This window comes from Streptomyces sp. NBC_00690 (genome assembly GCF_036226685.1).
Lineage (GTDB): Bacteria > Actinomycetota > Actinomycetes > Streptomycetales > Streptomycetaceae > Streptomyces.
The window spans coordinates 4,596,263-4,620,706 of the sequence record NZ_CP109009.1; the positions used below are offsets into that span (position 1 = coordinate 4,596,263).

At 70.1% G+C, this 24,444-nt stretch carries 21 protein-coding genes and 1 riboswitch; of the genes, 13 read left to right on the forward strand and 8 right to left on the reverse strand.

What is annotated here, in order from left to right:
- The first annotated feature begins 6 nt into the window (after nt 1-6).
- From cas6e to OID54_RS20115, 3 genes are all read left to right on the forward strand, one after another.
- Nucleotides 7-807 (forward strand): type I-E CRISPR-associated protein Cas6/Cse3/CasE, encoded by an 801-nt coding sequence (gene cas6e, locus OID54_RS20105; RefSeq protein WP_329021442.1) that lies wholly within the window; start codon nt 7-9, stop codon nt 805-807.
- Between the two features lie 256 nt (nt 808-1,063).
- Nucleotides 1,064-1,378, forward strand: coding sequence for a hypothetical protein (locus OID54_RS20110; protein ID WP_329021443.1), 315 nt, complete (start codon nt 1,064-1,066; stop codon nt 1,376-1,378).
- Nucleotides 1,375-1,620, forward strand: a complete 246-nt coding sequence (locus tag OID54_RS20115) for a hypothetical protein (RefSeq protein WP_329021444.1) — start codon at nt 1,375-1,377, stop codon at nt 1,618-1,620. The genes OID54_RS20110 and OID54_RS20115 overlap by 4 nt, the downstream gene beginning before the upstream one ends.
- Nucleotides 1,621-1,733: 113 nt before the next feature.
- On the opposite strand, the gene alaS is transcribed toward OID54_RS20115, so the two are convergent.
- Nucleotides 1,734-4,403 carry an alanine--tRNA ligase gene (gene alaS / locus OID54_RS20120; RefSeq protein WP_329021445.1) on the reverse strand — a complete coding sequence of 890 codons (2,670 nt, stop codon included), beginning with the start codon at nt 4,401-4,403 and terminating at the stop codon, nt 1,734-1,736.
- A 16-nt stretch (nt 4,404-4,419) separates the two neighbouring features.
- The gene (locus tag OID54_RS20125; RefSeq protein ID WP_329027654.1) at nt 4,420-4,851 is read right to left on the reverse strand and encodes a GNAT family N-acetyltransferase; all 432 of its coding nucleotides are present in this window, start codon (nt 4,849-4,851) and stop codon (nt 4,420-4,422) included.
- A gap of 53 nt (nt 4,852-4,904) precedes the next feature.
- On the opposite strand from OID54_RS20125, the gene OID54_RS20130 reads away from it, so the two are divergent.
- The 5 genes from OID54_RS20130 to OID54_RS20150 all read left to right on the forward strand — a co-directional run bounded on the left by OID54_RS20130 (nt 4,905) and on the right by OID54_RS20150 (nt 8,563).
- Nucleotides 4,905-5,725 (forward strand): IS5 family transposase gene (locus OID54_RS20130; RefSeq protein WP_329013717.1). Its coding sequence is split into 2 segments (ribosomal slippage): nt 4,905-5,265 and nt 5,265-5,725, totalling 822 coding nucleotides; the frame shifts between segments, so codons are not numbered across the junction.
- 137 nt (nt 5,726-5,862) lie between these two features.
- Nucleotides 5,863-7,176 (forward strand): precorrin-6y C5,15-methyltransferase (decarboxylating) subunit CbiE, encoded by a 1,314-nt coding sequence (cbiE, locus tag OID54_RS20135; RefSeq protein WP_329021446.1) that lies wholly within the window; start codon nt 5,863-5,865, stop codon nt 7,174-7,176.
- The gene (gene cobM, locus OID54_RS20140; RefSeq protein WP_329021447.1) at nt 7,173-7,928 is read left to right on the forward strand and encodes a precorrin-4 C(11)-methyltransferase; all 756 of its coding nucleotides are present in this window, start codon (nt 7,173-7,175) and stop codon (nt 7,926-7,928) included. Before cbiE ends, cobM begins: the two co-directional genes overlap by 4 nt.
- A 147-nt stretch (nt 7,929-8,075) precedes the next feature.
- A complete protein-coding gene (locus OID54_RS20145; RefSeq protein ID WP_329021448.1) occupies nt 8,076-8,321 on the forward strand; it encodes a hypothetical protein in 246 nt (81 codons plus the stop codon).
- Complete coding sequence (locus tag OID54_RS20150; protein ID WP_329021449.1) at nt 8,318-8,563, forward strand: hypothetical protein; 246 nt, start codon at nt 8,318-8,320, stop codon at nt 8,561-8,563. The genes OID54_RS20145 and OID54_RS20150 overlap by 4 nt, the downstream gene beginning before the upstream one ends.
- 148 nt (nt 8,564-8,711) lie before the next feature.
- Here the strand turns inward: OID54_RS20150 and OID54_RS20155 are convergent, their stop codons facing one another.
- Nucleotides 8,712-10,547 carry a TerD family protein gene (locus tag OID54_RS20155; RefSeq protein WP_329021450.1) on the reverse strand — a complete coding sequence of 612 codons (1,836 nt, stop codon included), beginning with the start codon at nt 10,545-10,547 and terminating at the stop codon, nt 8,712-8,714.
- Nucleotides 10,548-11,473: 926 nt separating this feature from the next.
- A complete protein-coding gene (locus OID54_RS20160) occupies nt 11,474-11,734 on the reverse strand; it encodes a hypothetical protein (RefSeq protein ID WP_329021451.1) in 261 nt (86 codons plus the stop codon).
- A gap of 103 nt (nt 11,735-11,837) precedes the next feature.
- On the opposite strand from OID54_RS20160, the gene OID54_RS20165 reads away from it, so the two are divergent.
- From OID54_RS20165 to OID54_RS20175, 3 genes are all read left to right on the forward strand, one after another.
- Entirely contained in the window at nt 11,838-12,677 is an 840-nt protein-coding gene (locus OID54_RS20165; RefSeq protein ID WP_329021452.1) for a helix-turn-helix domain-containing protein, read from the forward strand.
- Nucleotides 12,674-12,874: a DUF397 domain-containing protein gene (locus OID54_RS20170; RefSeq protein WP_329021454.1), complete on the forward strand. Its 201-nt coding sequence runs from the start codon at nt 12,674-12,676 to the stop codon at nt 12,872-12,874. Before OID54_RS20165 ends, OID54_RS20170 begins: the two co-directional genes overlap by 4 nt.
- A gap of 435 nt (nt 12,875-13,309) precedes the next feature.
- On the forward strand, nt 13,310-14,074 hold the full coding sequence (locus OID54_RS20175; protein ID WP_329021455.1) for a cobalt-precorrin-6A reductase: 765 nt from the start codon (nt 13,310-13,312) through the stop codon (nt 14,072-14,074).
- Here OID54_RS20175 and cobJ read toward each other — a convergent pair.
- The 3 genes from cobJ to OID54_RS20190 all read right to left on the reverse strand — a co-directional run bounded on the left by cobJ (nt 14,041) and on the right by OID54_RS20190 (nt 17,833).
- Nucleotides 14,041-15,507 (reverse strand): precorrin-3B C(17)-methyltransferase, encoded by a 1,467-nt coding sequence (cobJ, locus tag OID54_RS20180; protein ID WP_329027656.1) that lies wholly within the window; start codon nt 15,505-15,507, stop codon nt 14,041-14,043. The genes OID54_RS20175 and cobJ overlap by 34 nt on opposite strands.
- 101 nt (nt 15,508-15,608) lie before the next feature.
- Nucleotides 15,609-16,235, reverse strand: coding sequence for a precorrin-8X methylmutase (locus OID54_RS20185; protein ID WP_329021456.1), 627 nt, complete (start codon nt 16,233-16,235; stop codon nt 15,609-15,611).
- Nucleotides 16,236-16,273: 38 nt separating this feature from the next.
- Nucleotides 16,274-17,833 (reverse strand): cobalamin biosynthesis protein CobG, encoded by a 1,560-nt coding sequence (locus OID54_RS20190; RefSeq protein ID WP_329021457.1) that lies wholly within the window; start codon nt 17,831-17,833, stop codon nt 16,274-16,276.
- 78 nt (nt 17,834-17,911) lie between these two features.
- Nucleotides 17,912-18,071, forward strand: a riboswitch (cobalamin riboswitch).
- 35 nt (nt 18,072-18,106) lie between these two features.
- Here OID54_RS20190 and cobN point away from each other — a divergent pair.
- Nucleotides 18,107-21,787 (forward strand): cobaltochelatase subunit CobN, encoded by a 3,681-nt coding sequence (gene cobN, locus OID54_RS20195; RefSeq protein ID WP_329021458.1) that lies wholly within the window; start codon nt 18,107-18,109, stop codon nt 21,785-21,787.
- A gap of 64 nt (nt 21,788-21,851) precedes the next feature.
- Here the strand turns inward: cobN and OID54_RS20200 are convergent, their stop codons facing one another.
- Nucleotides 21,852-23,174, reverse strand: a complete 1,323-nt coding sequence (locus OID54_RS20200) for a DUF418 domain-containing protein (RefSeq protein ID WP_329021459.1) — start codon at nt 23,172-23,174, stop codon at nt 21,852-21,854.
- 419 nt (nt 23,175-23,593) lie between these two features.
- Between OID54_RS20200 and OID54_RS20205 the strand changes: the two genes are divergently transcribed.
- A complete protein-coding gene (locus OID54_RS20205; protein ID WP_329021460.1) occupies nt 23,594-24,439 on the forward strand; it encodes a hypothetical protein in 846 nt (281 codons plus the stop codon).
- The last annotated feature ends 5 nt before the right edge of the window (nt 24,440-24,444 follow it).

The following is a 24,444-nucleotide window of genomic DNA, read 5'->3' on the forward strand; positions in this document are numbered from 1 at the left end:
CCTGCCATGACCTATCTATCCCGTATCAGGATCAATCCCCTCCGGGCGGAGAGCCGCCGACTGCTCTCGAACCCGCGCGCCCTGCACGGCGCGGTGATGGGAGGAGTGCCGGGCGCCGCCGATGCGGAACGACTGCTGTGGCGGCTCGACGCCGACGACCCGCACCGGCCGTACCTCTTCGTCCTCACCCGCTCCAAGCCCGACTGGACCCATATCGTCGAACAGGCGGGATGGCCGGACGCCGACGGTGAACACGCGGCCGTACGCGACTATGCACCGCTGCTCGACCAGATCGCGACGGGCCGGGAGTTCGCGTTCCGCCTGACGGCCAACCCCGTACAGAACTCCGCGTCCCCGGTGAATCCCACCGCGGCGCAACGCTCCCGCCTGGAAGCGGCGACCGACGATCAGCGGGTACGTGGCTTCCGGCTGGCCCACCGCACGGCCGCGGCCCAACTCGACTGGTTCCTGACGCGCACCGAGCGCTGGGGCTTCGCCGTCCCCGAGGCCCGTACCGACCCACCGGCGCCCGGAACCCTCCCACCACCGCCCGACGACGCCCACGCCCGGCCCGAGTCGGCCCCCTCGGCCCGGGAGGTCCGCATCACCGACCGCAGCCGCCACTCCTTCGCCAAGAACGGCCGCGGCCCACGGGTCACCTTCCACACGGCGACCTTCGAGGGCCGTCTACGCGTTGTCGACCCCGATCTCTTCACGGCCCGACTCCTCGGAGGCATCGGCCCATCGAAGGCGTACGGCTGCGGCCTGCTCACCTTGGCCCCGCTCCCTGGAAACCCCAGGGGCTGAGTGGAGGATCTGCACCGGCTCGTGGACCGAGCACCGCGGCGGCTCGCCGACTCCGGCACGGCATGTGCGCGCTGATCCGTCCGAACGGCGAGCCGCGGCCCCATACGTCCGGCCCCTCACGGAGCTGGAGGTACTGACCGTCCCCCTCTGCAACCGCTGTTGGGGATCGAACCTCTTCTCCATGTGTGGAGATGTCCGCGGTAACGCACGTTGCAGGAGGGGTAGTTTCACAAGGACATATGGAAACGAGGAACAGATGGCCGAGATCAAGTCGGGTCGGACCTTCAGCACCTACCTGGACGGCAGTCCGGTCGAACTGCCCGCGACCATCAACGGCGTACGGGCGGCACTCCCGCCCGATCTGCGCATCACGTTCGACACCGAACTCGGCGACGCCGCCGCCGAGGACCTGTTCGTACTGATGGCCGAGTGGGCCCAGAAGACCCGCCCCGACCTGCTCGCAGCCAAGGAAGCCATCTTCAAGCGCCTGGCCCGGGGCGACCACTCCGGCCTCATCTCCGCAGAAGAGGTGTCCGAGTATTTCGGCCCGGGTGGGGTGGGTACCGAGTGAGCACACTTCGCGTCGCGTACACGGATGTGGCGTTCGACGCCCTGAAGAAGATGAGCTGCGACCGCCGCGCCCGCTTCGGCCAGGAGATCAGCCACCTCGCCGGCACCCCGTACATCCACGGCAGACCGGTGGACGACCTGTTGGACAAACGCCGGGCGGTACTGGCGGGGACGGTGACGGACTACTGGGTGAGCGTCACGGTCCTGACGGTCACGGTCGTCTCCATCGTCCACACGGACTGACCCGGGACCCGCCACCATCCTGCGCGGTCCAGCTGGACCCCCGCACACCGCGCGCAGTCGGCCCCGGGCCCCGGCCTCACCCTTGACGGCGAGGCCAGAGCCGGTGCCCCGCCTTACTCGTCCGTCGAGGTGCCCTCCGTCACCGCCGTGCGCAACACCGCCAGCACCGCGTCCAGTTCGTCCGCCCGCACCCCGCCCCCCTGGGCGGATTCCGCCGAGCCGCCGCCCCGACCCCGTAGTGCCGCCTTCACCAGAGTGCCCGCCGAGAGGCCCAGTTCGCGGGCGCGGGTGTTGAGAGCCACCGCCAGGATGCCCTTGCCCTCCGTACGGGCCGCCACCGCCGCCACTGACGGTTCGGTGCGCGGCAGGGCATCGCGGATCGCCTGCGACAGGTCGCGGGCGTCCGAGGCCGTGCCGTCGATGAAGGTGGTGGCGAGCAGGGTGCCGGAGAGGTTCTCGGCGGATGCGGCCAGGTCGGTTGCGCGGGACAGTGCCGCCTCCCGCTTCAGGCGGGCGTTCTCACGGTCCGCTGCCTTGAGACGGGACAGGATGGCCTCGATCCGGTCCGGGAGTTCGGCGCGCGGGCCCGGGACCTGTTCGGCGATGCGGCTGACCAGGTCGCGTTCGCGGGCCAGATAGTCGAAGCCCTCCAAGCCCACCACCGCTTCCAGCCGGCGCATCCCCGCCCCCACCGACGATTCCGCGGTCAGCGACACCACCCCGATCTGTGACGACCGTTCCACATGGGTACCGCCGCACAGCTCCCGCGACCACTCGCCGCCGATCTCGACGACCCGCACCTTCTCCCCGTACGTCTCGTCGAACAGCGCCAGCGCGCCCTTTCGTTTGGCCTCCGGCAGGGTCATCCACTCCACGCCCACCGGCAGGTCGCGCCTGAGCGCTCGGTTGGCCGCCTCCTCGATGTCACCGCGTACGAGGGGTGACAGCCCGCCGCGCCAGGGGAAGTCGAGACGGAGATAGCCGGGGCGGTTGTACGAGCCGGACTGGAGCGCGGTCGGGCCGAGGACTTCGCGCAGTGCGGCGTGCAGCACGTGCGTACCCGAGTGGGCTTGGCGGGCGCCCAGGCGCCAATCGGCGTCGACGGCCGCGCGCAGGGTGTCGCCCGGGGCGAGGTCGCCCGCGGTGACTCGGACCTGGTGGGCGACCAGACCGGGCAACGGACGTTGGACGTCCAGCACGTCCGCCTCGACCGAGGCCCCCGTCAGCCGGCCGGCGTCGCTCTCCTGCCCGCCCGACTCGGCGTAGAAGGGGGTGCGGTCGAGGAGTACGGTCACCACCGCACCGGCCCTGGCCGCCTTCACCGGGCCGTCGGGCCCCAGCACCGCCAGCACCCGGGAGTCCGTGGTCAGCGTGGACCACGCCTGCCAGTCGGTGGGGCCGTGTTCGTCCAGGACGGCGCGGAGGGCCGCCGTGTCCAGCGGGGCGGCGCCCTTGCGGGCGCGGGCGTCCGCGCGGGCCCGTTCGCGTTGGGCCGCCATCAAGGCCGTGAAGCCCTCGCGGTCGACTTCGATGCCCTGCTCGGCCGCCATCTCCAGGGTGAGGTCGATGGGGAACCCGTAGGTGTCGTGCAGCAGGAACGCCTGTGCGCCGGGCAGTGAGCGCCCGCCGCTGTCCTTCACCGCCGCCACCGCCGTGTCCAGCACCGTCGTGCCCTGTCGCAGGGTGGCCCGGAACGCGTCCTCCTCCGCGTCTGCCTGGTCCGCGCTGCGCTCGTACACCTCGGCGACCTCGGGATAGCTCGCCGCCATGCAGTCCCGGGCCGCCGGCAGCAGTTCCGGCAGCGCCCGGTCCTCGTAACCCAGCTGACGCATCGAACGCACCGCCCGCCGCAGGATGCGGCGCAGGACATAGCCCCGGCCCTCGTTGCCTGGGGTGGTGCCGTCGGTGAGGAGCATCAGGGCGGTGCGGACGTGATCGGCGACCACGCGCAGCCGTACATCGGCCTGTTCATCGGCCCCGTACCGTACGCCCGCGAGTTCCGCCGCCCGGTTCAGGATCGGGCGGGTCTCGTCGATCTCGTAGAGGTTGTCGACGCCCTGGAGGAGGGTCGCCATCCGTTCCAGGCCCATGCCGGTGTCGATGTTGCGGCGCGGCAGTTCGCCGAGGATGGGATAGCCGGACTTGCCGGGGCCCTCGCCGCGTTCGTACTGCATGAAGACAAGGTTCCAGAACTCCATGTACCGGTCCTCGTCGACCTCAGGACCGCCCTCACGGCCGAGTGCGGGGCCGCGGTCGTAGTACAGCTCCGAGCAGGGACCGCAGGGGCCGGGGACGCCCATGGACCAGAAGTTGTCCTCGTCGCCACGGGCCACGATCCGCTCGTCGGGCAGCCCGGCGAGCTGCCGCCACAGCCCGCGCGCATCGCCGTCCGAGTGGTGCACGGTGACCCAGATGCGGTCGGGGTCCAGTCCGTACCCGCCGTCGGTGAGGGGTTTCGTCGACAGTTCCCAGGCGTAGGCGATGGCCTGTTCCTTGAAGTAGTCGCCGAAGGAGAAGTTGCCGTTCATCTGGAAGAACGAACCGTGCCTGGTGGTCTTGCCGACTTCCTCGATGTCGAGGGTGCGGATGCACTTCTGCACACTCGTCGCCCGCGGCCAGGGAGGCTCTGCCGTTCCGGTCAGATAGGGCTTGAAGGGGACCATTCCCGCGTTGACGAACAGCAGCGTCGGGTCGGGTGTGGGCAGGGGTGCGCTGGGGACGACGGTGTGGCCGCGCTCGGCGAAGTAGTCGAGGAAGCGGGTCCGGACTTCAGCGGTACGCACGGTTGCTCCAGAGGTGTCAGTGGGGGGTGTTGGCCGGGTGGCGCGGACCGAGGAAGACCGCCACGCTCCTGCCATCGGGCGCGGGATGGGTGACCTGCCGCCATCCTGCGCGCCGGTAGAAACGCAGGGCGTCGGCGGCGCGTACGGACGTCAGCAGCCAACTCCTGCCGTCCGGCGCGTCCGCCGTCACCGTATCCAGCAGTGCTCGCGCCACGCCGCGGCCACGCGCACGCCGGACCACGGCGAGTTCATCGACCTCGATCGCACCGCACAGCCACGCGCCGGTGCGCACCGGTCCCAGCGCAGTGTGCACCTGCGGATAGCAGCGGCCCATGGGGAAGGCTTCCGGTGCGGTCCAGGCGGTGGCGAACCCCACCGTCGATCCGTCGGTGTCGAAGGCCAGTGCGTAGCGGAATCCGGGATCTCTGCCAGTAAGAGGAGCTAACAGAAAGCTGTGGTGGAAGCCATGTCCTCTTCCCCTGGCGGATCGTTGGGCGGGGTATGGGGAAGGGGAATGGTCCGCCGTGGGTGGTGTCGGACGACCTGTGGATGCGGGTCGAGCCGCTGCTGCCGGTCAGGCAGCGCCGGTCGTGCAACCCGGGGCGGCTGCCGCTTGATGACCGCGGTTGCCTGCAGGGCATCTTGTTCGTGCTGCACACCGGGATCCAGTGGGAGTGGCTGCCGCAGGAGCTCGGGTTCGGCTCCGGAATGACGTGCTGGCGGAGGCTGCGGGACTGGCACGAGGCCGGTGTCTGGGACCGGCTGCACCAGCTGCTTCTCACCGAACTGCATCGCGCGGGGAAGCTGGACTGGTCCCGGGCGGTGATCGACGGCTCGCACCGCCAAGCCCGTCGGGGCGGCCCAAAACCGGGCCGAGCCCGGTCGACCGCGCCCGGCCCGGCTCGAAGCACCACATCATCACCGATGCCGTCGGCACACCGCTTGCCATCACCCTGACCGGCGGAAACCGCCACGACGTCACCCAGCTACTGCCCCTACTCGACGCGATCCCCCGCATCCGCGGGACCACCGGCCGGCCACGCCACCGTCCCCGGCAGCTGTTCGCCGACCGAGGCTACGACTACGACAAGTACCGCCGACTGCTGTGGAAGCGCGGCATCAAACCAGTCATCGCTCGCCGGGGCGTGCCCCACGGCTCCGGCCTAGGCACTGTTCGGTGGGTCGTCGAGCGCACGAACGCTTGGATTCATGGCTTCCGACGGCTACGGATCCGCTGGGACATCCGCGACGACATCCACGAAGCGTTCCTGAAACTCGCCTGCTGCGTGATCACCTACAGACGAGTCCAGGCATTGTGTTAGCTCCTCTAAGAAGCAATGCAATAAGGGTACGGGGGGTGCTCACCTGACCGAGGTGGCGAAGGGGGCGGACAGTAGAGTTCCGGCATGTCAGGCCCCTGCGGTCGGACCGCTCACCCACTCCACCACCGGGACACGCCGTGACATCAGCAGCCGACGACGCCTCCTCCGTGCACCCGCCCGCGGTCACCGTGGTCGGCATCGGAGCCGACGGTTGGGAAGGGCTGCCCGAGGCATCGCGCACCGCGCTCCTCGGGGCCGAGGTGCTGATCGGCGGCCCGCGTCAACTGGAACTGCTGCCACCGGACTGCGCCGGCGAACGGGTCGCCTGGCCCTCCCCGCTGCGCCCGGCCGTCGCCGGGCTGCTCGCTGCCCACCGCGGGCGCGCGATCGTGGTCCTGGCCAGCGGCGACCCCATGTTCTACGGGATCGGGCGCGCGCTCACCGAGGAGTTGGGCGGCGCCGCACTGGACGGAGGTCCGGAAGGAAGTCGGGGCGGAAGCCCGGGTGGACTGCGGGTCCTGCCGCACCCTTCGTCCGTGTCGTACGCGTGCGCCCGACTCGGCTGGCCACTGGAGGACACCGAGGTCATCACCGCCGTCGGCCGTCCCGTTGCGCGGCTCGCCGCCGCACTGCACCACGGACGCCGACTGCTGGTGCTCAGCGCCGGGGCACACACCCCCGACGAGGTCGCGCACCTGCTGCGCGAACACGGCTACGGACCGAGCCCGATGCGGGTACTCGCCCGACTCGGCGGCCCGTCCGAGTCATCGACCACCGCGACCGCCGACACCTGGACCCACTCGCTCGCGGACGCCCTCAACATCGTGGCCGTCGAATGCGTCCGCGCGCCGGACACCCCGCACATCGGAGCCGTACCCGGCCTGCCCGACGACGTCTACGAACACGACGGCCAGCTCACCAAGCGCCATGTCCGCGCGGCCACACTCGGCGCACTCGCGCCCGCGCCCGGTGAACTGCTGTGGGACATCGGCGGTGGTTCCGGATCGATCGCCATCGAGTGGATGCGTACCCACCCGTCCTGCCAGGCGATCACCATCGAACGCGACCCCGTACGCGCCGAACGCATCGGCCGCAACGCCGATCGGCTGGGGGTGCCCGCCCTGCGCGTGGTCACCGGCCGAGCCCCAGCGACGCTGGCGGACCTGCCCGTGCCCGACGCCATCTTCATCGGCGGCGGACTGACCGCACCCGGCCTGCTCGACGCCTGTTGGGAAGCACTGCCAGAGGGCGGGCGGCTCGTCGCCAACACGGTGACACTGGAATCGGAGGCGCTGCTCGCCGACCGCTACCGGCGCCACGGCGGCGAACTCGTCCGGCTCGCGGTCGCCCACGCCGTACCCGTCGGCGGCTTCACCGGCTGGCGCCAGGCCATGCCGGTCACGCAATGGACCGTCACCAAACCCTCATCCGTCATGGGAGACCACAGATGACCGTGTACTTCATCGGCGCAGGCCCGGGGGCCGCCGACCTGATCACCGTGCGCGGCGCCCGTACCCTCGCCGCCTGCGGGGTCTGTCTGTACGCGGGCAGCCTGGTGCCCCGCGAACTCCTCGACGAGTGCCCACCGGACGCCCGACTCGTGGACACCGCCCAACTCGACCTCGACCAGATCGTCGCCGAAGTCGTCCGAGCCCACGAAGAAGGCCATGATGTGGCCCGCCTCCACTCGGGCGACCCGTCCGTCTTCAGCGCGGTCGCCGAACAGATGCGCCGCCTGGACGCCGTGGGAATTCCGTACGAGGTCATCCCGGGCGTACCGGCCTTCGCGGCGGCGGCAGCGGCACTCAAGCGGGAACTGACCGTGCCCACCGTCGGCCAGACCGTCATCCTCACCCGCGTCTCCCAACGCGCCACCCCCATGCCGGAAGGCGAGGACCTGGCGACCCTGGGCCGCAGCGGCGCGCTGATCGTGCTTCACCTTGCGATGCGTTACGTGGATCGGGTGGTGGACGAACTCCTCCCGCACTACGGCGCCGACTGCCCGGCCGCGGTGGTGGCGTACGCCTCCCGCCCGGAGGAGGTCATCCTGCGGGGCACGCTGGAGACGATCGCGGCCCAGGTGAAGGAGACGGGCATCCTGCGCACGGCGGTCATCATGGTCGGCCGCACCCTGGGCGCCGAACAGTTCAGGGACAGCCATCTGTACTCGCCGGAACGAGAGCGCGGAGAACACGCCTGCTGACGGGTGGTCAGAGCCTCGACTCACTACATTGGGACACCGACAGCGCATGACCGGGCGTGCCCCGACCACGATCGGGGAAGTCGTCGTCCTGCCACCGAGAACAGGCTTGGCAGGGGGCGTTGTTCCTGAACGGGAAGGTTTCCGATGATGGCTGAAGGCGACAGGCTGTGGACCATCCGCGGTGGTGAGAAGGTCAGCGTGCCCGCTACGGTGGCGGGCATTCGAGACGTTCTCCCGGACGATGCCCGGAAACAGTTCCTCGACGAGGTCTTCTCCGCGAACGTACACACGATCGAACAAGTCCTGCGAGAGTGGATCGTGCGGATCGCCTCCGAACCGGAGGACGACGAGACCTTCGCCGAGCTTCGAGCACGCGACCAGGAAAACCCATGAGCCGGTACGAGATCGCGTATGCGCCCGTGGCGGACACGGCGCTGAAGCACATGCAGTCGGCCCACGAGTTCCGGACGGAGATGTTCCGGACGCTCGGCAGGGATCCGTACGGCCATAGATCCCACCCGGTGGGCGGAGAGAAGGACCGCCGCCAGGCGATCGTGGCCGGGGTGATCGTCGTGTACTACGTGGCCCAATCGGTCCTCAAGGTGACGGCGGTCCGGCTGATACCTCCACCGTGAGGGGCGCTTGAATGGTCTGAGGTGGGGGGTGTGACCCCTTACACCGGGGCGAGTTCTCGATGCTGGACGGGGTCGATCCGCGAACTGTCGGGGGTGGTCCCTCCGCCACGAACGGCCCCGGCGATATCGCGTACGGTGCCGGACGGGGTCATTGCACATCGACGCCATGGGCGCGGGCCAAGGCGTCGAGACCGTCGGCCCAGCCCTGGCCGATGGCGCGCAACTTCCACACAGGGGATCCGTCCAGGGTGTGCCGGTACAACTCGGCGACGACCATGGCGCGTATGTCCGGGTCACTCGGCGGATGGAACGCCCAGGCAGCACCGCTGCCGCACTCCATGCGCAGGGAGGCATGGGTGAGAGCCCCGCAGGCGAGGCCCGATTCGACGTTCATGTTGACCGCCACCGCAACGCGCCGAACCCGTGCGGGCAGGGCCGCCAGCTGAATGCTCGCGCTCTCCACGATGTCGGGACCTTCTGTGTGTCGGCCCAGAAGACGTACCGCCCCGGCGGCGGCGGATGGCTGGTTGTAGAAGACGAAGTCCTCGTCGCCGGCGACCTGTCCGTCGCCGTCGGTCAGGAAGAGCGTCAGATCGGCGTCGGCTCCGGCGAAGGAGAAGGCGACCAGCAGCCCTCGCCACGCCTCTTCGGGGAGCGTCAGGGTCTGTCCGGGAACGAGAGACACCACGGGCTCACGCTCCATGACCATGGTGGCTGCCGTCGGTGAGGCGACGATCGTCTCCCGCCACTGAGCGAAGGGCATGATCCAGTACGGGTCGGAAGGGAACTCCGGATCGACGTCGGGGCCACCGTCATGCAGCCCGATGTTCAAGTTGGCCAAGGTTGAACCTGCGGAGTCGGGTTCGTCCCTGGCATGGTCCAGCAGGTCCTGAAGGCCCGGCATCCGACGGGTGTTGAGGGGCTTGACCGTGCTGGAAGTGTTTCCCGCCGCGGTCTTCTTGACCGAGCAGAGCACGTCCTCACCTATCTCCAGGAACCGAAGCGCGTCGTCCGGACCTTGCCAGGCAGTGCTTTCGATGGCTCGGCGGGTCCAGCGCCCGTATGCGACCACGCCGAGCCGCCGAGTCTCGGGCATCCGGGTCAGCACGGCCAGATTGATGGCGGTGATGCCCGGAGCGGTTGCGAACCCTTCCTTCAGGGTGGCGATGACATGGGACCCCATGACAGTGAGCCACCGCTCAGTCAGTTCACGTTTCCCGAGGTCCCTCAGCGTGGGCCGGCCGGCCGGGGTGGCGCCCGGGGCCTGTGTGGGCAACGCGTCGATGTCCTGCTGCCGCATCACGACGGACATCACCGATCCGTCCACGCCGACAGCGCAGCCTGCGGCGGGATTGTCGGCGAAGGCCGCGTTCACGGCCTCGCAGACGATTTCCTCGTCGTTGCCGGTCAGAGCCCGCCACCACTGCTCGGCGTCCGCCAGCAATTGCTCGTGCGCGCCCCGTAGGCGCGCCTGCTGGTCAGTCAGATATACGGGGGCGTCCTGCTCGGCCGCATCTTTGGCCACCGCACGCTCGGAGCGCGCGAACACTCCGAGTCCCCGCAGATGGAACGCCTGGGCCTCGGCGCGGGCCCACTCGACCCCCAACATGGGAGGCCCGGCCACGACGGGCGGGCGGGCCGGCGGGAAGGTCTGGAGATGCACATGGGTCATGCGCTGCCAGAGTTGCTGCAACTCGATGATCGCCGCGTCCCGCTGTGCGTCGTGCTCTGACCGAACGGCCCGCTGCCGCGCCAGGTCGAGTTCCTCGGCGGACGGCGCGACACTCCGGTGCGGCGCAGTACGCCGGGTGCTGGTGCCCCGGCCCGGGGACGAGGTGGGACGTGCGACTGGCCGAGGTGGCGGCGCCACCCGCGTCGATCCGGCACCGGGCGCCGCCCGACCTCCCTCGCCCACCATCCCGACCTGCGCCGTGCGCGAGCCGACCGAAACCCGCACCCCGCGGGTGGAAACCCGCACACTCATCCCCGGAACACCGACACGAAATCCGAACCCCATGGTGCATCCCTCCCGGGCCGAGTCTTTCATTCGCGAAGCAACCCCGTGATCTTGACCAGCCGATCCCTCGTGCCGAGGGTGCGACTGCCGGGTCGGTCGGCTCGACCGGGCAGGGTCTGCCTCGGGGACGATGAGTGCGGGTACGCGCAGTTTTGCCGCCCATCGCCAGCTAGCATCTTGGACGAGATCGAGGCGTTGGGTTGGGTCGGTCCACGATGGGGCGTGGTTAGGGCTCAGATTCCAACCGAATGAAAACGTCCATGATCGCCGACATCGCAGCAGGCCAGGAAGTGTGGTCCCCGCGGGCGCGGGGGTGGTCCCCGGGCTTCGACCTCTCGTAGCTTGGTGCGGTAGTGGTCCCCGCGGGCGCGGGGGTGGCCCCTCGTGATGCAGGTGGTCGGCGAGCAGGACGTCGTGGTCCCTGCGCGCGGGTGGCCCCGGTCGTCTGGGTGGGATGGTGACGACCGGGGCCCGGGAGCGGGTGAGTGGCCGCTCCCCTTCCTCGGGCCGGTGACACCGGGGCCGGACCGAGGGGTGCCCGCTCCTGTGCGGTCCTCCGCAGCGTCGGGGGACGCTGCCGCAGGGAGCGGGGGTGTGTGGTGGCCCGCCCGACTCTCCGACCCTCAGCGGAAGTCGGGCGGACCGGTTGACCGCCCCGCATGATGAACCCGCGAATTTAAGTGGCCAGGTATTCAGGGGGCGGACATCTTCAGTGCTGGTACCGGACCAGCATCAGCAGCAATGCAGTGGTTCCGAGGAATCCGCCGAGGAAGAACAGGGCGACCGCGTACGAGCGGAGTCGTTTCATGTGGTCACCCTCAGATGGAGCGCGGGAGCCTTGGCACACCATGTGCTTGGCGATCCTTCAACGTGGCGGAGGATCGCCATCACCCTCATGCCGAGCCTTCTTGCCGGCTGCTCCGTTCGTTCACCTCGGTCAGAGCCGGCCGAATCCGGTCAACCACACTGGCCGGCCGAAGGTCCGCCCTCACAGCGGTCCACTCAATCCCACCTCCAGGAGGACGGAGCGAGTAGCGGTCATCCTCCATATCCGCACCGGTGTCCATGACCACACCTAAAGCCTTCTGGGTGATGTCGAACACCAATTCCCCGACGCCGAGTTGGGGTGTATTCGCTACCTTCTTGCCAGACATGGCTACTCCTCTCCGTAGTGGAACCACTACCGGGTGCCATGAGCGTGTCCTAGAGTCAGAACCTGTTCAACGTGGCGTGGTGGCCACATAAGTTGGGGTCGCTGTGGTGAATCGCAAGGAACTGGACCCGGAAAGCAGCGCGCAGGCAGCCTTCGGCGCACGTCTGCGCAGCACCCGCGAGGCTCGCGGGTGGAGGCAAGAGGATCTTTCCGTCCATATGGGCATTTCCAGTGGGCATATTTCAGGCGTCGAAACTGCGCGCAAGATGCCGTCTTTACACTTCGCGAAAGCTGCTGACCAGGCGTTGGGCTTGGCGGGAACAGTGGCCACATTTGAACGTCAATGGCGCGAGATGCAGCACGGCAGCTTGTTGGAAGGCTTCCCCGAGTACGTCAGCTATGAGGGCCGGGCCGAAGAGGTTCGGCTCTTCGAAGTCGGCCTGATTCCCGGACCGCTGCAGACGCGGGAGTACGCAGCAGCCATCGAAGCGGGCCATGTGCGGCGAGGGGCGATCGCTGCTGAACATGCCGCTGAGCGAGTTGAGTTCCTCATAGAGCGGCAGGCCGCGTTCGTACGGAACCCACCGCCGCTCGTGATTGTGGTCTTGGACGAGAGCTGTATCCGACGCACGATCGGTGGGCACGACGTCATGGACGCGCAGCTTTGCCAACTGCTGGAGTTCGCCGAACAGTCCAACACTTCGTTGCAAGTCGCGCCCTATGCCATGGGGGAACTGCGCCCCTTCAACCGATCCGTGAATCTGTTGACGCTGTCAGATCGATCGGTGGTGGCGTATGTCGAGTCCCAGACGCAGGGTTACCTGGAGCGTGATCTCGCCTCCGTTCGTCCACTGGTGAGGGCCTACCATCAACTACAGACATCGGCACTGTCGCAGGCAGAGTCTGTGGCCATGATCAGTGAGGTACGAAAGGGCACCCCGTGACGACCGAACCATCCAATTGGATCAAGTCCTCATACAGTGGTAGCGGCGGTACCTGCATTGAGTGGGCCCCCAAGGACGTGAACGTCACCGGCATTGTTCCGGTACGTGACAGCAAGCGCCCGAACGGTCCCGTTCTGATGGTTTCCGCTTCGGCGTTCGCCGGGCTGGTCACCCTCGCACGGTCCGCGAACCTCTAGAACCGCACCGCTCCGGGCCCCGCCGTTCCCATCCTCCGGAGCGGCGGGGCTCACCCAAGTTCCGTGCAGGTTTGCCTTGATGTCTGATGCGGCGCTTCGCCCGTTGTTGCCCGCTAGCATCTGGACGAGGTGCGTGTGTTGGGCTGGATGACCCGCGATCGGGCGTGGTTGGGCCCGGAGTCCAACTGAATGAAATCGTCCATGATCGCTAGAATCACCGCAGGTCAGGAAGTGTGGTCCCCGCACGCGCGGGGGTGGTCCTGTGTCCTCCCGATTTGGAACGTTGAAGGCTGTGTGGTCCCCGCACGCGCGGGGCTCCCCCTCGACGACCCACCCCCGCGAACACCGCCCTACCCCCGCGCCCCTCGTCACCCCCTGTGCTTGGCTGGACCGCAGCCCCACCCCAGCTCACCCCCTCCCCCCCCCGGAGCCCCCATGCACCTCCTCATCCTCGGCGGTACCACCGAGGCCCGGCAGCTTGCTGAGCGGTTGCAGATGAGCGGGGTGGCGGGGCTACGGGTCACGAGTTCGTTGGCCGGGCGGGTGGCTCGGCCGCGGATGCCCGTGGGGGAGGTGCGGGTTGGGGGGTTCGGTGGGGTGGAGGGGATGGTGGCGTGGGTGCGTGAGCACGGTGTGGGGGGCATCGTCGATGCGACGCACCCCTTTGCCGAGAACATCAGCTTCAACGCTGCCCGGGCCGCCGCCATCACCCGCGTACCGCTGCTCGCACTGCGGCGGCCGGGTTGGACGGCCGGGGAAGGGGATCGGTGGCACTCCGTGGGGTCCTTGGTGGAGGCGGCTGAAGTGGTGCCGCGGCTCGGGGAGCGGGTGTTCCTGACCACCGGGCGGATGGGGCTCGCCGCGTTCGCCGGGCTGGAGCGGACGTGGTTCCTCGTCCGGTCCGTCGATCCGCCCGAGGCGCCGGGGCCGCCGCGGATGGAGGTGTTGTTGGACCGGGGGCCGTTCACCCTCGACGGGGAGCGGGAGGTCCTGCGCCGGCATCGGATCGATGTGGTGGTGACCAAGGACAGCGGTGGGGCGGCGACCGCGCCCAAGTTGGCCGCCGCGCGGGAGGGCGGGTTGCCCGTGGTGGTGGTGCGGCGGCCTCCCGCGCCCGAGGGCGTTGCGGTGGTGGGTACGTCGGATGAGGCCGCCGCCTGGGTGGTTCAGCTCTGTGCCGGCTCCGGGGCCTCCGGGTAGCGGCGCGGGGTCCACACGATTTCCGTTCCGTTGCCGCGCCGGACGGCCTGGGTCTGTGACGAGCCCACCAGCAGGACCGTGCGCATGTCGACCTCGGCCGGGTCGAGTTCGCCGAGCCGGACGATCCGTACGGACTCCTCCGGGCCGCCGATGTCCCGGCCCAGTACCACCGGGGTCTGCGGGGAGCGGTGTTCCAGGAGGAGGTCCCGGGCCTTGCCGACCTGCCAGGTGCGGCTGCGTGAGCCCGGGTTGTAGAGGGCGAGGACCAGGTCCGCAGCGGCTGCCGCCCGTAGGCGTTCCGCGATCACTTCCCAGGGCTTGAGCCGGTCGGAGAGCGAGATGGTGGCGTAGTCGTGGCCGAGGGGTGCACCTGCGCGGGCTGCTGCCGCGTTGGCTGCGGTCACCCCGGGGAGGACCCGTACCGGTACGTCGGCGTACTCGGGTTGCGATGCCACCTCCAGTACCGCCGTGGCCATGGCGAACACTCCCGGGTCGCCACCGGAGACCACGGCCACCCGGCGTCCGCGTGCCGCGAGTTGGAGCGCGAATTCCGCCCGTTCGGCCTCGACGCGGTTGTCCGAGCCGTGGCGCTGCTGGCCGGGGCGCTCCGGTACGCGGTCCAGATAGGTGGTGTAGCCGACGAGGTCATCGGCCGCGGCGAGGGCTCCGCGGGTCTCGGGGGTGAGCCACAGCGGTCCCGCGGGGCCGGTCCCGACGACCATGACCTCACCGGTCGTCGCGGTGCGTACGGGCGCGTTCGGCATGGCGCCGATGCGGCTCGGCAGCACGGCGACCGAGAAGTACGGCACCGAGTCGGCCGCCACATCGGCGAGGAGGGCGGTGCGCTCGTCGGGCATGGTGGCGCGTTCGACGTAGCGCGCCTCGTGGAGGCGGTCGGTGCGCTCCAGGGCGTTGCGGACCTTGGTGAAGGTGCGGCCCAGTTTCATCACGACGGCCGAGTCGGTCGCGGCGAGCCGGGCCGCCAACTCCTCCTCGGGCAGGGTGCCGGGCAGGATGGTGAGCACCTCATCGGCCTCCACCAGCGGCTCTCCGAGGCGGGCGGCTGCCGCGCTGACCGAGGTGACTCCGGGGATGACCTCGGTGGGATAGCGGTGGGCGAGCCGCTTGTGCATGTGCTGGTAGGAGCCGTAGAAGAGGGGGTCGCCCTCGGCGAGCACGGCGACCGTGCGGCCGGCGTCGAGGTGGGCCGCGAGCCGATCGGACGCCTCTTCGTAGAAGTCGTCGAGTGCTCCTCGGTAGCCGCCGGGGTGGTCGGTGGTCTCCACCGTCAGCGGATACATCAGCCGTTCCTCGATCTGGTCCGCGCGGATGTGCTTCGCGGCGATCGAGCGGGCGATGGAGCGTCCGTGGCGGGCCGAGTGGTAGGCGACGACATCTGCGGCGGCGATGACCTCCACGGCGCGCAGGGTCATCAGCGAGGGGTCGCCGGGGCCGAGTCCGACGCCGTAGAGCCTGCCGGGGGCGGCCGGGGCGCCTGTCGAGGCTGGGGCGTGGTCGTTGGGGGCGTTCACGTTCACTCTTCCTCGCTGGCGATGGCGTTGAGTGCGGCTGCTGCCATCGCGCTGCCGCCGCGTCTGCCGCGTATCACCAGGTGCTCCAGGCCGGACGGATGGTCGGCGAGGGCGTCCTTGGACTCGGCGGCGCCCACGAACCCGACCGGTACGCCGATGATCGCGGCGGGTCGGGGTGCGCCCTCCTCGATCATCTCCAGCAGTCGGAACAGGGCGGTGGGGGCGTTGCCGACGGCGACGACGGCGCCTTCCATCCGCTCGCGCCACAGTTCCAGTGCGGCGGCGCTGCGGGTGGTGCCGAGGTCGGCCGCCAGTGCGGGGACGGTGGGGTCGGAGAGGGTGCAGATCACCTCGTTGTCGGCGGGGAGCCGTTTGCGGGTGACTCCGCTGGCGACCATGGCGACATCGCAGAGGATGGGGGCGCCCGCGCGCAGGGCTTCGCGGGCCTGTGCCACCACCTGGGGGGTGTAGGAGAGGTCGCGTACGAGGTCCACCATTCCGCAGGCGTGGATCATCCGTACCGCGACCTGGCTGACATCGGCCGGCAGGCCGGTGAGGTCGGCCTCGGCGCGGATGGTGGCGAAGGACTGGCGGTAGATCGCCGGTCCGTCCTTCTCGTACTCGTACACGGTGTGGTCTCTCTTCGGCGGGGACGGGGACGGTCGGGTCATCGGGGACGACGGGCGTGGGCCACGGTGTGGGCGAGGGCGGCGGCGGACGTGTCGGTGGGGACCGTGGTGCCGTGGGCGACGGGGGGTGGATCGCCGCAGACGCGGGTCACCCGGAAGCTGCCGTCGGGGGTGGCGAGGGCATCGACCCGGTCTCCCGGGGGGCGTCCGCAACGGCGTTCGCAGCCGGACCAGTAGACGGGGAGTTGGGTGAACCTCCCTGCTGTGGAAGGGAGTTCCCATGAGACCACGGCCTCGGCCATGGCGCGGACGTCGGCCGAGGACTTGGCGCATCCGGGCATGCCGATGCAGGCGCCGACACCGTTCCAGGGGGAGTCGGCCGTGGTGATCAGCCCGGTGGCGGCCAGTTCGTCGAGGGCGCTGCCGGCCTGGTCGCCTGGCATGCCGGTGACGATCACTCCGCGCCAGGGGGTGAGGCGCAGTTCGCCGTCGGGCGTCTTCCGGGCGGTGCTGGTCAGCCGTTCCCACTGGGGGCCGGTGAGGCGGCCGAGGGGGGCGCCGATGGAGAGCGCGGCCGGGGAGGTGGCGGCGGGGGCGCTGGGGCGGATGGCCTCAGCTGGGCCGCTCGGGCCGCGCGGGATGCACAGAAGGGACGGGAGGGATGGGAGAGACGGGAAAGATACGGAGGGCGGCGTGGGCGGGACGGGCGGGGTGGGAGTCGGTCGGGGGTCCGGTGGGGTGACGATTCCGTACGGGGGCGGGGTGGCGGTCTCTCGCCGGGGGTGCCGTCGGATGCCCGTCAGGGGGATGCCCGCCTTCGCGAGCCGTGCCAGGGTCCCTTCCCGCAGTCGTGCGCCGGTGTCAGGGAGGTCCCGTACGCGCCAGACCTTGGCCTCGGGTGTGAGATCGGCCGCATCCAGGAACGTTTCAGCACAGAGCAGCGCGGCCCGTGGAGCATCGTCCGAACGGGACAGCAGCAGTACGTCATCGCTGTCCCCGATCCGCAGTCCGGCGCCACCGTCGTGGTCCCTCGCGGTCCGTCCGGATGTCCCGGCGGCCAGCAGGGTCACATCCGCGCGCAGGGCGTCCACGTCCCCGCGTCCGTCGTCCAGGGCGAACAGGAAACGCCCCGACAGGGCCGCCGCCCGAGCGCTGGCGCAGAGCAGTTCGTCCAGTGCCCTCAACCAACCCCGTACGCCGGGCCCCGAGCCGCTTCCGTCCAGTCCGTCCAGTCCGGCCAGGGGCGAGGCCACGACGTTGCGCACCCGCTCATGGGTCGCGGACGGCAACAGCCCTGCATTTCCCAGGAGCTGGGCCAACTCTCCGCCGCACTGCTCGCCGAGTCCGCGCAACTGCACATTGCCCCGGGAGGTGAGGTGCAGTTCGCCGTCGCCCAGCCGTCTGGCCGCCGTCAGCAGTGCCTCGGCCTGCGCCGGGCGCAGCACACCCCCGGGTATCCGGATCCGGGCCAGTGCGCCGTCGTCCGCCCGGTGCAGCCGCAGGGAACCGGGGCAGGCGTCACCGCGCACCCCGGAGGGGGTCGTACCGGTGGCGCCGGCTTGGGCCGGGCGGGGTGAGGTGGGCATGTCGGCGAGCATACCGACCAGCCACGACCGTCATTTGGGACGGTATGAGCCACACCAGTAAGACGGTATGAACCGCACCGAAAAGGCGACCCTTACTATTTCGGGGACGGGCCACCCGGTCCGGCAACGCAGAAGGCGACAGCGGAGGAAGCCCGGTGTGAATCCGGCGCGGTCCCGCCACTGTGAGCCGGCCGGACGAAGGCAGTCGTCGGGGCGGCGAGTCAGGAACTCCCGTCGTCCGACACTGCCCGGGGCGTGGACACCCCGAGGAAGGCCCGATGCCGTATGCCGCACGCACCGAAGACCCCTTCTACCGATGGACCGGCCAGCCCCCCGAACCCCCCGGGCGACGCACCCGACATCGTCCTGTTGTCGACGTCCGACACCGATCTGCTCAGTGCCCGAGCCGCCGGTGGACCGGTCGGCTTCCGCTATGCCAACCCTTCCCGCACCGCCCTCGACGACCTGCCCGCGCTGCTCGAAGGCGCCGGGCTGGTCGTCGTACGACTGCTGGGCGGGGTGCGTGCCTGGGAGGACGGACTCGACCGGATCCGGGCCAGCGGTCTGCCGCTGGTGGTCCTCACCGGTGAACAGGCGCCCGACGCACAGTTGATGGCCGCCTCCACCGTCCCCATCGGCATCGCCGCCGAAGCCCACGCCTATCTCGCCCACGGCGGCCCGGCCAACCTGGAGCAGTTGGCGCGATTCCTCTCCGACACCGTCCTGCTCACCGGCCACGGTTTCGACCCGCCGGCACCCGCACCCTCCTGGGGGCGGCTGGAGCGCACGTCCGCTGCCGGGGACGGCCCCACCATCGCCGTCCTCTACTACCGCGCCCACCACATGAGCGGAAACACCGCGTTCGTGGACACCCTGTGCGGTGCGATCGAGGCGGCGGGCGGCCGGGCGCTGCCGCTGTACGTGGCCTCGTTGCGGGCGCCGGAGCCCGAGTTGATCGAGGAGTTGCGGGCGGCCGAGACGATCGTGACGACCGTGCTCGCAGCCGGTGGCACCCGGCCAGCCGAGGCGTCCGCCGGCGGTGACGACGAGTCCTGGGACGCGGGTGCGCTCACCTCGCTCGACGTACCGATCCTCCAGGCCCTGTGTCTCACCGGATCGCGCGCCGACTGGGAGGAGAACGACGAGGGCGTGTCCCCGCTGGACGCGGCCAGTCAGATCGCGGTGCCCGAGTTCGACGGGCGGTTGATCACCGTGCCGTTCTCCTTCAAGGAGATCGACGCCGATGGGCTGCCGGCCTATGTCGCCGACCCGGAACGCGCCGCCAGGGTGGCGGGGATCGCCGTGCGGCACGCCAGGCTGCGCCGCATACCCGCCGCGGACAAGCGCCTTGCGCTGGTCCTGTCCGCCTATCCCACCAAGCACTCGCGCATCGGCAACGCGGTCGGGCTCGACACCCCCGCGAGTGCGGTCGCGCTGCTGCGGCGACTGCGCACCGAAGGCTACGACTTCGGCACCGAGGACGTGCCCGGGCTGGCGTCCGGCGACGGTGACGAGCTGATCCGGGCCCTGATCAACGCGGGCGGGCACGACCGGGAGTGGCTCACCGAGGAGCAGTTGGCCCGCAACCCGGTCCGCATCCCCGCGGCGGACTACCGGCGCTGGTACGCCACCCTCCCCGAGGAGCTGCGCACCGCCGTGGAGGAGCACTGGGGGCCGCCGCCCGGTGAGATGTTCGTGGACCGGTCGCGCAATCCGGAGGGCGACATCGTCCTCGCCGCCCTGCGGCACGGCAATCTGCTGGTCGTCATCCAGCCGCCGCGCGGCTTCGGCGAGAACCCGATCGCGATCTACCACGATCCCGATCTGCCGCCATCGCACCACTATCTGGCCGCCTACCGCTGGATCGCCACCTCCGACGCCGAGGGCGGCTTCGGCGCCGATGCGATGATCCACCTCGGCAAGCACGGCAATCTGGAGTGGCTGCCCGGCAAGAACGCCGGACTGTCCGCGGCCTGTGGACCCGATGCCGCGCTCGGCGATCTGCCGCTGATCTACCCGTTCCTGGTCAACGACCCCGGTGAGGGCACACAGGCCAAGCGCCGGGTGCACGCCACCCTGATCGACCACCTCGTACCGCCGATGGCCCGTGCCGACTCCTACGGTGACATCGCCCGCCTTGAGCAGCTGTTGGACGAGTACGCGCAGATCTCGTCCATGGACCCGGCGAAGCTGCCGGCGATCCGCGCCCAGATCTGGACGCTGATCCAGGCTGCGAAGCTCGACCACGACCTCGGACTCGCCGACCGACCCGACGACGACGGCTTCGACGACTTCCTCCTCCACGTCGACGGCTGGCTGTGCGAGGTCAAGGACGCCCAGATCCGCGACGGGCTCCACGTCCTGGGTCAGGCACCGGCCGGTGCGGACCGGGTCAACCTGGTGCTGGCGATCCTGCGCGCCCGCCAGATCTGGGGCGGTACGACCGCACTGCCCGGGCTGCGGGAGGCGCTGGGGCTCGATGAGTCGGCGGCGACCCGCACCACCGCCGACGAGGCCGAGGCGAAGGCCCGCGCCCTGGTGCAGGCGATGGACGACGCGGGTTGGGATCTCGCGGCCGTACCCGCCGAGCACGGTCAGCAGGTCGCCGACATCCTGCGGTTCGCGGCCGTCGAGGTCGTGCCCAGGCTCGCGGCGACCACCGACGAGATCGATCACACCGTCCGTGCCCTGAACGGCCGTTTCGTGCCCGCGGGGCCGTCGGGTTCGCCGCTGCGCGGACTGGTCAACGTGCTGCCGACCGGTCGCAACTTCTACTCCGTCGACCCGAAGGCGGTGCCGTCCCGGCTGGCCTGGGAGACCGGGCAGGCGCTCGCCGACTCACTGCTCAACCGCTACCGCACCGACAACGGCGACTGGCCGACATCGGTGGGACTGTCCCTGTGGGGCACCAGTGCGATGCGCACCGCGGGCGACGACATCGCCGAGGCGATGGCGCTGCTGGGTGTCCGCCCCGTCTGGGACGACGCATCGCGGCGGGTCACCGGACTGGAGGCGATCCCGCTCGCCGAACTGGGCCGGCCGCGCATCGATGTGACCCTGCGCATCTCGGGCTTCTTCCGGGACGCCTTCCCGCATGTGATCGGGCTGCTCGACGACGCCGTACGACTCGCGGCCTCGCTGGAGGAGAGCGCGGACGACAACTTCGTCCGGGCACACACCCAGGCCGACCTCGCCGAGCACGGCGACGAACGCCGCGCCACGACCAGGATCTTCGGCTCCAGGCCGGGGACGTACGGGGCGGGCCTGCTCCAGCTCATCGACTCGCGCGACTGGCGTACGGACGCCGATCTCGCGGAGGTCTACACGGTGTGGGGCGGCTATGCGTACGGCCGTGAGCTGGACGGGCGTCCGGCGCGCGCCGAGATGGAGACGGCGTACAAGCGGATCGAGGTCGCCGCGAAGAACACCGACACGCGGGAGCACGACATCGCGGACTCGGACGACTACTTCCAGTACCACGGCGGCATGGTGGCGACCGTGCGCGCACTGCGGGGCACCGCCCCGGAGGCGTACATCGGTGACTCGACCCGTCCGGAGACCGTCCGCACCCGCACCTTGGTGGAGGAGACGTCACGTGTCTTCCGGGCGCGCGTGGTCAATCCGAAGTGGATCGAGGCGATGCGACGCCACGGCTACAAGGGGGCGTTCGAACTGGCGGCGACCGTCGACTACCTCTTCGGGTACGACGCGACGACGGGCGTGATCGCGGACTGGATGTACGACAAGTTGACCGAGACGTATGTCCTGGACGCGCAGAACCAGGAGTTCCTGCGGCAGGCGAACCCGTGGGCGCTGCACGGCATCGCGGAGCGTCTGTTGGAGGCGGAGTCGCGGGGCATGTGGGAGAAGCCGGACCCGGCCGTCCTGGCCGCCCTGCGGGAGGTGTTCCTCTCCACCGAGGGCACCTTGGAGGACGAGGCGGAGGCGGCGGGCGGCGACGCCTGAGCCGACACCGGCCCGGACGGCCCCTCGGTGGGGCCGTCCGGACCCGTCGACCGGTGGTGGACGGCTACTGCTCGTTCCGCCAGCGCGGTCGTCGGGCGTTGGTGATCGTCCGCAGCACCCATTCGACCGGTCCGTACGCATGGCGGCCCATCCACCAGCGGCTCACCACCAGTTGTGCGGCGAACAGGGAGAGGGCGATCAACACCGCCGTGGCCGGGCCCACCCGTCCGACGAGGGCGAAGCCGAAGCCCGTGAACAGCACGGCCAGGACGAGCGACTGGCTGAGGTAGTTCGTCAGTGCCATCCGCCCGGCAGGTGCCAGCGCCCGACCGATGCGGGCACCGCGGGCGGTCGCGACCAGTTGCAGCACGGTCGCCGCGTACGCGGCGGTCAGCAGCGGAGCGGTCAGCAGATCGACGGCGACCGCGAACGACAGGAAGTCCATCCCCTGGGTCCCCTGTGATGCCCAGGCGTAGAAGACGGCACCGGCCAGACCCACCGGGAAGCCGATCCACTGGAGCCGCCGCAGCAAAGTGCGGTGCGCTGACACATTCGCCAGCAACTCCTTCTTGCCCGCGGCGAGTCCCACCAGGAACGCGGCGAGTGCAGCCGGCCCCTGGAGCAGGACGATGATCAGCAGGACGTCCGACAGCCTGGCCAGGTTCTCGCCGATGACGGACGCGGGATCGCCGCGCAGCGCGGCCAGCGTGTCCTGGATGCCCGCCGCGGTCTCCGGGGTGTCCACGGAGGCACCGCCGTCGAGCCATATCAAGAAGCCCAGCAGCAGATACAGCAGTGCCGTGATCCCGAACAGCAGGATCGCGGTGCGCAGCGCCGATCGTGGCCGGGTGCCGCGGGCGGCCAGCAGGATCAGTCCCAACAGGGCGTACGTGGTGAGGATGTCCCCGGGGAACAGCACCACCGCGTGGAAGACGCCGATCGCGAGCAGGCCGGCACAGCGGCGCAGGAAGCGGGAGGTGAACCGGGCGCCGCTGCGTTCGGCGGACCGCATCTGCAAGGTGAAGCTGTAGCCGAAGAGGAAGGAGAAGAGCAGGTAGAACTTGGACTCCAGTAACACCACGGTCAGTTGGAGTGCGCTACGGTCCAGCGGGCCGTCAAAGCTGGGGTCGTGCACGCCTTCCAAACGGTGGGCGGAGGCGATGAAGGTGATGTTGACCAGCAGGATGCCGAGCAGTGCGAAGCCGCGGAGCACGTCCACGTCCGCGATGCGCTCCACCGGGCCGCGTACCGTCCGGGTGTTCGTCTCGTGGGCTGTGGGGCCGGGGAGCTGCTGTTCCCGTGGAGCGCCGCCCGCTTCTCGTGGAGTTCCGTCCGCTTCTTGTGGAGTGTCGTCCGTCGGCGACCGTTCGTCTGCCGTGTGACTCATGCCGGGGCCTTTCGTGGTCGGCGGCCCGCCCGTGCAGGGGCGGGCCGTGGGTCGGGTCGGTGGATCGGGTCGGGTCGGGTCGGTGGATCGGGTCGGGTCGGGTCGGTGGTGGCCGGTCTGGAGGACGCAGGGGTGACCGGGGTACCTGTTCGGGTACGGGCAGCGATGGGCGGTGATGGGTGGGAGCGGGCGGTTCGGCACTCTTCCGGAGTTGGAAGCTCCGGACCTCGCCCGGTGCCGCCTGGCCCGGTGCCGCTCGGCCCGGTGCCGCCCGGCTCGGCAAGGGTTCACCGCACGGCCCGGTGCCGTGAGGGCTCCCCCCTGGAGTTCGCCGGGCGGGGAGGGTCTGCCGGGAAACACGGTGGCTGTGGGACCATGCCCCCTTCATGGCGTAGCGCGGTGGCGGGGGGAGTGCGTACGTGTCCCTGGTGGTCTGTGTACACGGCATCGGCCAACAGTTCAGTGGTGAGGACGAGCAGCACAAACGCTGGCTCCCGGCCATGAACGACGGTCTGCGACGAGCCGGTCATCCGGTGCTCGCCCCCGAGGACGTGTCCTGTGCGTTCTACGGCGATCTGTTCCGGCCGCCGGGCCGACGGCTCTCCGGCACCCTTCCGCCCTATGACGCGTCCGATGTGGCCGAGGGGTTGGAGAGCGAACTGCTGCTCTCCTGGTGGGAGGAGGCGGCCCGGGTCGACGAGGCCGTGGTGTCGCCGGGCGAGCGCACCCTGATGCGTACGCCCCATGCCGTCCAGCGGGCCCTGGACGCCCTGAGCGGGTCGTCGTTCTTCGCGGACATCGCCCTGCGGGCGCTGATCGCCGACACCAAGCAGGTGCGGGCCTATCTCACCGACCCCTCGGTGCGCGCCGCCGCACAGGAGCGGGTCGCCGCGTCGATCACCCCGCGGACCCGGGTCGTGGTGGCCCACTCGCTGGGCAGCGTGGTGGCGTACGAGACGCTCGCCGCCCACCCCGAGTGGGCGGTGGACACCCTGGTCACCCTGGGGTCGCCGCTCGGCATCCGCCATCTCGTCTACCATCGGCTGCTGCCTGCGGGCGGTGTGTGGCCCGGCCCGGTGCGGCACTGGACGAACATCGCCGACGCCGGCGATGTGGTCGCGCTGGTCAAGGACTTGGCCGGACCGTTCGGTCCCCGGGTGGAGAACCACATCGTCCACAACGGGGCGCGGGCGCATGACGTGGACCGCTATCTGAACACGGTGGAGGCGGGGCGGGCCGTGGGGCGCGGCTGCCACGGGAACTGAGGGGT

What these genes read in the sequence shown, in the direction of transcription:
- OID54_RS20150 (WP_329021449.1), top strand. Translation starts at nt 8,318, where the DNA reads ATGAGCCGGTACGAGATCGCGTATGCGCCCGTGGCGGACACGGCGCTG.
- cobM (WP_329021447.1), top strand. Translation starts at nt 7,173, where the DNA reads ATGACCGTGTACTTCATCGGCGCAGGCCCGGGGGCCGCCGACCTGATC.
- cobN (WP_329021458.1), top strand. Translation starts at nt 18,107, where the DNA reads ATGCCGCACGCACCGAAGACCCCTTCTACCGATGGACCGGCCAGCCCC.
- OID54_RS20155 (WP_329021450.1), bottom strand. Translation starts at nt 10,547, where the DNA reads ATGAGTGTGCGGGTTTCCACCCGCGGGGTGCGGGTTTCGGTCGGCTCG.
- OID54_RS20200 (WP_329021459.1), bottom strand. Translation starts at nt 23,174, where the DNA reads ATGAGTCACACGGCAGACGAACGGTCGCCGACGGACGACACTCCACAA.
- OID54_RS20160 (WP_329021451.1), bottom strand. Translation starts at nt 11,734, where the DNA reads ATGTCTGGCAAGAAGGTAGCGAATACACCCCAACTCGGCGTCGGGGAA.
- OID54_RS20110 (WP_329021443.1), top strand. Translation starts at nt 1,064, where the DNA reads ATGGCCGAGATCAAGTCGGGTCGGACCTTCAGCACCTACCTGGACGGC.
- cas6e (WP_329021442.1), top strand. Translation starts at nt 7, where the DNA reads ATGACCTATCTATCCCGTATCAGGATCAATCCCCTCCGGGCGGAGAGC.
- OID54_RS20190 (WP_329021457.1), bottom strand. Translation starts at nt 17,833, where the DNA reads ATGCTCGCCGACATGCCCACCTCACCCCGCCCGGCCCAAGCCGGCGCC.
- OID54_RS20175 (WP_329021455.1), top strand. Translation starts at nt 13,310, where the DNA reads ATGCACCTCCTCATCCTCGGCGGTACCACCGAGGCCCGGCAGCTTGCT.
- OID54_RS20145 (WP_329021448.1), top strand. Translation starts at nt 8,076, where the DNA reads ATGGCTGAAGGCGACAGGCTGTGGACCATCCGCGGTGGTGAGAAGGTC.
- cobJ (WP_329027656.1), bottom strand. Translation starts at nt 15,507, where the DNA reads ATGACCCTGCGCGCCGTGGAGGTCATCGCCGCCGCAGATGTCGTCGCC.